The following is a 1,409-nucleotide window of genomic DNA, read 5'->3' as shown; positions in this document are numbered from 1 at the left end:
CAGAAGGTGACGCAGCCGTCCGGGTCGTACATCAATTACACGACGAACTCGGCGGGTGACACGACGGCGGCGACCGACGCGGCCGGCAACGCCACCCAATACCGGTACGACTATCTCGGCCGGACGGTGGCGGTGATCGCACCGGACGGGTCGAAGCGCACGACGGTGTATGACGAGCCGGGCAACAACATCACGGCCAAGGCGTACGACTCGACGGGTGCGTTGATCTCGAAGATCTCCGCGGCGTACGACGGCAACGGCAACCAGGTGTCCACCACGGACGCGTTGGGGCACACGACGTCGTTCACGTATGACGCGACGGGGATGGTGACCGGGGAGACCCAGCCGATCTCGGCCACGGCGTCGATCACCACGTCGTTCGGCTACGACCTGCAAGGGCATCGGACCCGCTACACCGACGGGCGGGGCAACAAGCACCTGTCGACCTACAACGCGTGGGGGTTGCTGGAGTCGCAGATCGAACCGGCGACCACCGCCAACCCCAACGACCGCACCTGGACGATCTCCTACGACGCGGCCGGGCAGCCGGTCAAGCAGACCCAACCCGGCGGGGTGGTCGTCACCAACACGTATGACACGGTCGGCAACCTCACCGGCCAGACCGGTTCCGGGGCGGAGGCGGTCACCGCCGACCGGACGTTCGGCTACGACCTGGCCGGTCAACTCACGTCGATGAAGGCCGGCACCGGCACGGACACGTTCACCTACAACGACCGTGGGCTACTGGCCACCGCTGCGGGTCCGTCGGGTGGATCGAGCTTCACCTACAACGGCGACGGCCTGGTGACCGGGCGCACCGACGCGGCCGGAACCAGCACCTACTCCTACGACACGGTGGACCGGCTGTCCGGGGTGACCGACGCCTCTACTGGGCAGACGATCGCGTACACCTATGACGGGTTGTCGCGGGTCACGAAGGCGACCTACGCCACCGGCGACACCCGCAACTTCGGCTATGACAATGCCAGCCGGTTGACGTCGGACACGCTGAAGACGTCGGCCGGGGCGGTGGTGGCGTCGGTCGGCTACGGCTATGACCTGGACGGCCGGGAGACGTCGAAGACCACCAGCGGGTTCGCCGGGTCGGCGGCGCACACCTACGGCTATGACTGGGCCGGCCGGTTGACGTCGTGGAACAACGGCACCACCACGACCACGTACACGTACGACAACGCCGGTAACCGCACCCAGTTGGGTGCCAAGGCGATGGTGTACGACGAACGTGATCAGCTGGTCGGGGACGGGTCGACGACCTACACCTACACGGCGCGGGGAACCCTGAAGTCCACCGTCACCGGGTCCACGACGCAGAACCTGACCAGCGACGCGTACGGGCAGCAGATCGCGATCGGCGCTGAGGCGTACACCTACGACAGCCTCGGCCGGGT

At 67.0% G+C, this 1,409-nt stretch carries 1 pseudogene; it reads left to right on the top strand.

Going from position 1 to position 1,409, the window contains the following annotated elements:
• Nucleotides 1-1,409, top strand: a pseudogene (locus AB0M47_RS42750) (hypothetical protein); the annotation flags it as partial.

Origin of the sequence: Hamadaea sp. NPDC051192 (assembly GCF_040682475.1) — a bacterium.
In the GTDB taxonomy this organism is placed as follows: domain Bacteria; phylum Actinomycetota; class Actinomycetes; order Mycobacteriales; family Micromonosporaceae; genus Hamadaea; species Hamadaea flava.
Note: the sequence above shows the minus strand (reverse complement) of the source record. Positions and strands in the feature narration are given on the sequence as shown.